Source organism: Streptomyces sp. NPDC050988 (assembly GCF_044456225.1).
Taxonomy (GTDB): domain Bacteria; phylum Actinomycetota; class Actinomycetes; order Streptomycetales; family Streptomycetaceae; genus Streptomyces.
This window is the reverse complement of the sequence record NZ_JBITFQ010000053.1, coordinates 23248-29439: the sequence shown is the minus strand read 5'-3', so window position 1 is coordinate 29439 and position 6192 is coordinate 23248. Positions and strand designations below refer to the sequence as shown.

Here is a 6192-nt window from a genome sequence, read left to right as displayed (position 1 = left end):
ACTCGGGGGCCAGCCCCCGAACCCCCGCTCCTCAAACGCCGGAGGGGCTGATTTCCAGCCCGTCCGGCGTTTGAGGACGAGGCCGTTCAGGCCGATGAGGGGGGTCTGGGGGCGCAGCTCCCAGGGGACGGGAATGGGTAGGGGCGGTGGGGGCGAAAACCCCGTCGAGCGGTACCGGGGGTTCGTTGTACCGTTCTGGTGTTCCGGCGAAGAGCTTGGCCGGGCCATCTACCCCGTACCGGCGGGACATCCGGATACACATATGTACGTGGGGACTCTGTCCTTCGATCTGCTCCTCGGCGACGTACGGTCACTGAAGGAGAAACGCTCCGTCGTCCGCCCCATCGTGGCCGAACTCCAGCGGAAGTACGCGGTGAGCGCGGCGGAGGTCGACCACCTGGACCTCCACCGGAGGGCCGGTATCGGCCTCGCGGCGGTGTCGGCGGACGCGGGGCACCTGACCGACGTACTGGACCACTGCGAGCGTCTGGTCGCCGGCCGTCCCGAGGTGGAGCTGCTGTCGGTGAGACGGCGGTTCCACGGCGAAGACGACGACTGAGCGTATGCAGCGTGCGGCGACGAGAATCGGCCGTACACAGAACAGTAAGAAAGAGGGAGACGGACCAGTGGCCGACAACGCGCGGGCGAAGAGGCTGGCGGACCTCATCCGAGAGGTGGTGGCCCAGAAGCTGCAGCGCGGGATCAAGGACCCGCGGCTCGGTTCACATGTGACCATCACGGACACCCGGGTCACCGGGGACCTCCGGGAGGCGACCGTCTTCTACACGGTGTACGGGGACGACGAGGAGCGCGCGGCAGCCGCCGCGGGGCTGGAGAGCGCCAAGGGCGTACTCCGCTCGGCCGTCGGCGCGGCGGCGGGCGTGAAGTTCACGCCGACCCTCACCTTCGTGGCGGACGCCCTGCCGGACACCGCCAAGACCATCGAGGACCTGCTCGACAAGGCACGGGCCTCGGACGCGAAGGTGCGCGAGGTCTCGGCCGGCGCGGCCTTCGCCGGTGACGCCGACCCGTACAAGAAGCCGGGCGAGGACGACGAGACGGACGGCGACGCCGCGGAATGACGCAGAAGCAGAAGACGCCCGACGGCCTTGTCATCGTGGACAAGCCGTCGGGCTTCACTTCGCACGACGTGGTCGCCAAGATGCGCGGGATCGCGAAGACCCGCCGCGTCGGACACGCGGGCACCCTCGACCCCATGGCGACGGGCGTGCTCGTCCTCGGCGTCGAGAAGGCGACCAAGCTCCTCGGACACCTCGCGCTGACCGAGAAGGAGTACCTCGGCACGATCCGGCTCGGGCAGAACACCCTGACCGACGACGCCGAGGGTGACATCACCTCGTCCACGGACGCCTCCAAGGTCGTCCGGGACACCGTCGACGCCGGTGTCGCCAAGCTCAGCGGCGACATCATGCAGGTGCCGTCCAAGGTCAGCGCCATCAAGATCAACGGCGTGCGCTCGTACAAGCGGGCCCGCGACGGCGAGGACTTCGAGATCCCGGCCCGTCCGGTACGGATCTCGTCGTTCGCCGTGTACGACATCCGGGACGCGGTCGCCGAGGACGGTACGCCCGTCCTGGACCTGGTCGTCTCGGTCGTCTGCTCGTCCGGTACGTACATCCGCGCGCTCGCCCGCGACCTGGGCGCCGACCTGGGTGTGGGCGGCCATCTGACGGCGCTGCGGCGCACCCGCGTCGGCCCGTACAAGCTCGACTCCGCACGCACCCTCGACCAGCTCCAGGAGGAGCTGACCGTGATGCCGATGGCGGAGGCCGCCGCGGCCGCGTTCCCCCGCTGGAACGTGGACGCCAAGCGGGGGCAGCTGCTGACGAACGGTGTGCGGCTGGAGATGCCCGAGGAGTACGCCGGGGTCGGGGCCGTCGGGGTGTTCGACCCCGAGGGGCGGTTCCTGGCACTGGTGGAGGAGCAGAAGGGCAAGGCGAAGAGCCTGGCGGTGTTCGGCTGACCTGTGTGGGTCGCCGGTCGGCCGGGTTCGTCGTGGAGCGGCGTTCACGGGGATTCCTGTGTGCGCCGCTCCACTGTCCCCCTCGGTTCCCCCACCCAAGGGTGTATCCATCCGACCTCGTCTATTCACCCGACCGGGCAGGCGCTCGGAGTGAACCGGGGGAGCGGAAGGGGGCTCGTTCGGCCGACGATCTGTCGCGCCCGATCACCTCGCGCCTACCGTCGGAGACGAGGCGTAGGTGGCACGGTGCGACGCGCGCGGCGGGGAGGTTCGAGCATGGCGGGACGGGGCCCGCGGACCGGGGGCCGTCATCAGTTGCCGGTCGCTGCCCGGCACGCACCCGAGGCGGCGCACGCGGCTGAAGCAGCGTACGCCGCCGAAGCAGCGCACTCGGTCGAAGCGGCGGACGTGGTCGAAGCCGCGGACCGGGCCCTGGTGCGGATCAGCGATCTCGCCGGGCGGCCGCGCGGCACCGGGTTCGTCGCCGACCACCATGGCACCGTGATCACCAGCCACGAGGCGGTCGACGGTCTCGCCCGGCTCGTCCTGCACGCCCCTGGGGACCGCACCTGCCTGGTGACGGCCGACTCGGTCACCCTTCTTCCGTCCCTGGACCTCGCCCTGATCCACACGAAGGGGCTCCACACGGACGGTCTCGGCACGGACGGGCTCGGTCTCACCCCCCTCCCGATCACCGTCCGGGACTCCGTGGAGAGCGGCACGTACGTCCGTATCGCCGCGGGCGGCTGGCGCGAGGCCCGGGTGCTGGGCACGTCCGCCGTGACGTACACGGCGACCGACCGCTTCCATCTCCTCGACGGCGTCCTGGAGTTGGCGATCGGCACGGCGGGAAGCGACGCGCTGCGGCTCGGGGGCGGTGCGGCGGGGGGACCGGTGGTCGACGCGGCCACCGGTGCGGTCGTCGCCGTTCTGGGAACGGCACTTCACTCCGGGCGACGGGTGGGTGGCTTCGCCGTGCCGTTGTCCGCGGGGCGGATGGCTTCCGGCTCCGGCTCCGGCGCTGGTGCGGGCTCTGGCTCCGGCGGTGTGCTCGCCGAACTGCTGGCCCGCAACGCGGCGACGGTCCCCGCGTACGGGGACGACCTCAACCTGGCGGGCGTGCTGGAGCTGGCCGCCACGGTCGAGGCTCCGCCGGGCTCCGGTGACGTCGATCCCGTTGAACGGGACGACGTAGTACGGGAGTTCAGGGCCTTCGGCGAAGGTCCGTACGCCGTTCTGGGCCTCGTCGGGGCCCCGGGAAGCGGCCGTACGACGGAACTGGCGGCCCTCGCCGCCCGGCGCGACCGGGGCGCGGAACCGGCTCCGACGCTGTGGCTGCGGGGAGCCGACCTGCTGGGCGCCGACTCGTCGGTGGCCGACGCGGCGAGGCGGGCGCTGGAGCGGGCGGGGCGGATCGTGGCGGCTTCTGCTTCTGCTTCGGCATTGACCGCGACCATGGCACCGACTGCGACTGCGACCGCGACTGCGACTGCGACTGCGACTGCGACCTCGGCATCGGCCTCAGCGCAGGTGGGCGCCTGGACGCCTTCGCCGGAGCCCAGCCCCTCCCACAGCGGACTCGGTGACATCGGTCCCGAGCGTCTGGCCCGTTTCGCGCGGGACGCCGGACGTCCCCTCCTGCTCCTTCTCGACAGCCCCGAGGAGATGCCGCCCGCTCTCGCGCACCGGCTGTCCGAGTGGACCGAGGGCACCGCCGAGTGGCTGCGGGCGCACGGAGTCCGTCTCGTCGTGGCCTGCCGGGCCGAGTACTGGGAGCGGGCGGGGGCGGAGTTCCCGCGCGAGCTGCTGTACGGGTCCGAGCGGGGCGGAGGCGAGGCCCCCGGCGGGCTGCCCGCCTGCGTTCGGCTCGGGGATCTGGACGAAGGCGAGGCACGGTGGGCCCGGGCGCGGTACGGGGTGCTGGAGGGTGCCTTGGACGGCCCCGACGCGCGCCATCCACTGATGCTGCGGTTGCTGTCGGAGGTACGGGCCGCGATGTCTCTGCCCGGCGCCTCGGACGAGCAGGACGAGCAGGGCGAGCTGGTCGGGCCGGTGGGGCGGGCCGAGCCGGTCGAGCCTGTCGGGCGGGACGAGGTCTTCGCCGCGTACCTCGATCTGATGTGTCTGCGGGTGGCCGTACGGCTCGCGGCGGCGAACGGGCTGCGCGGCACGGCCGTACGGCGGCTCGCGGCCAGGGTCTCAGGGCAGGTGCACGCGGCCGCGCGGCGCTGTCTGGGGCCGGGGCAGGGGGAGTTGGACCGGGCGGCGTTCGAGTCCGTGTTCCCGTGGGGGCCGGTGCCCGATCGACGGCTCGGCGGCTGTACCGGGTGGGCCTCCGCGGTCCTCACCGAGGGCCTCCTCGTGCCCGCCGGAGACGGCTACCGCTTCGCCCACGAGGAACTGGCCGACTGGATCCAGGGCATGCACCTCGACCTCGACACGGCACTCCAGGCTTTGGTGCACCACGAACAGCGGGATGAGCCCGAGCCCCCGTACGAGCCCGAGCCTCCCCCCGTACCCCGTCACCGCATCGGCCCCGTCCTCCAGGCCCTGCTCCTCCTACCGCGTCAACAAGGGGACACCGACCTCACCCTCCGGCTGCGTGAACTGCTTCGCGCGGTCGACGAACTGGAGGCGACGGACACCGGGTCCTGGTGGGCCACCCGCCTCCTGAGCGGCGTACTGCTCCGGGTGCCCGACGCGACCCCGTACGTCGGAGTGCTGCGGCACCTCGCCGAGCGGGTGGTGACGTGGCGGGCCCAAGGGCGGGCCGTGCCGGAGGAGTTCGGGCCCGTTTTCTGGACCCGGCTGCCGCTGCCGGAGGCGCACCGCTTCGACCTGCTGAGGCGGCTCGTCGTCGCGGACGAGGCACCGCCGGCGACCGAACTCCGTTACCTGGACGCCGTGTCCGGGCTGCTCGCCGCCGACCCGGCCGCCGCTCAGCCCCACCTGACCCACTGGTTCGACGACGAGCGCCCGCTGCCCGCGACCCCCGACGCCACCGTCGCGACCGCCGCCCAAGCACTTCTCCACACTCATCGCCGCCGCGCCCTGGACGACCTCACGGAGGCCCTGGCCGAGAGTGCGCACCCGCGCGCCGACGAGCTGCTGGCCGTCCTCGCGGAGGAGGAACCGTCCGCGGTGTGCCGGGCGGTCGACCGCTGGACGCACGACGAGCGGCCGGCCCGCCGGGCGGCGGCGATGACCCATGGGCTGCGGGCCGCGCCCCACGTACGCACCGAGGCCGACCGCGAGCTGCTCCGCCACGCCGCGCTCTTCCTGCTCGCCCGCCCCGGCGACTGCACGCTGCACGGGGCCGCCCTGGCGCTCCTCGTGCGCGATCCGCACACCCGGGCCCGCCATCTGCCGGGGGCCCTCGCGCGCTTCAGGGCCGGCGACCCGCGCCTGCCCGCGAGCGCGCTGGTGGCGGCGCTGGCGACGCATCCGGAACCGGTCCTGGCCGCGTTCGGCGACCGTCTGCGCGAGCCGGACACGGGCGAGGCGCTGCGCACTCTCGCCGAGGTCACCACACCCGCGCTGGCCCGCCGCGTCGCCGTGCTCGTACGGGATGTCGTGGAGCGGCGTCCGGAGGCGGCCGCTCATGTGGCGGCGTACGTCGACCGGCGGCTTGAGCACGGCCCCGCCGCCCGCTGCGTGCTGTATCCCCTGGTCACCGGGCTGCTCGACGGAGGCAGGCCACAGCTGCGGGCCGCGCTCGCCAAGGTGTTCGCGGCACCTGGCACGCCCGTGTCCCACCCGCTGCGCCGCGAGTTCCTGGATCTGCTGCTCACGCGCGAGTACGACCCGGTGGTCCTCGACGCGCTCGTACGGGCCGCGGCGGAGGGCGCGGCCCACAGGGTGTCCCGCGGCGGTGACGAGCACACCCGCGCGCTGGTCCACAGCGCAGGCCTCCTACTCGTCCGCACCCCGGACGGCGCCACCGTCCTCGACCGGGCCCTGCTCGACCAGAGCCGCCGGATTCCCGGCTTCGCCGCCCTGGTCGCCGGCTGGCTCACCGACGCTCCCGAGGACTGGTCCACCGTGGTCGGCCCCAGCACGCGGCGCATGATCGAGAACCTGACGGGGGCACGGGTTCCGGTGTGACCGCGCGCGCTCCGCGGCCACCACGTGCCCCCTGTCACAGCGCCCATGCCGATGCGGGCCGTGCGGACCCGGCATGGCACTCTTAGAGCTGCGTAATGAGGCAG

The 6192-nt window shown here is 73.0% G+C and carries 4 protein-coding genes; all 4 read left to right on the top strand.

Translation table 11 applies throughout. From position 1 onward, the window contains the following. Positions 1-262 precede the first annotated feature (262 nt). The 4 genes from ACIBEI_RS48690 (at position 263) to ACIBEI_RS48675 (ending at position 6088) form a co-directional block, all read left to right on the top strand. Complete coding sequence (locus ACIBEI_RS48690) at positions 263-559, top strand: DUF503 domain-containing protein (RefSeq protein ID WP_398897889.1); 297 nt, start codon at positions 263-265, stop codon at positions 557-559. Between the two features lie 67 nt (positions 560-626). Continuing rightward, positions 627-1082 (top strand): 30S ribosome-binding factor RbfA, encoded by a 456-nt coding sequence (rbfA, locus tag ACIBEI_RS48685; protein ID WP_398897888.1) that lies wholly within the window; start codon positions 627-629, stop codon positions 1080-1082. Continuing rightward, entirely contained in the window at positions 1079-1984 is a 906-nt protein-coding gene (truB, locus tag ACIBEI_RS48680) for a tRNA pseudouridine(55) synthase TruB (RefSeq protein WP_398897887.1), read from the top strand. The genes rbfA and truB overlap by 4 nt, the downstream gene beginning before the upstream one ends. A 276-nt stretch (positions 1985-2260) precedes the next feature. Further along, complete coding sequence (locus tag ACIBEI_RS48675) at positions 2261-6088, top strand: trypsin-like peptidase domain-containing protein (RefSeq protein WP_398897886.1); 3828 nt, start codon at positions 2261-2263, stop codon at positions 6086-6088. Positions 6089-6192 lie beyond the last annotated feature (104 nt).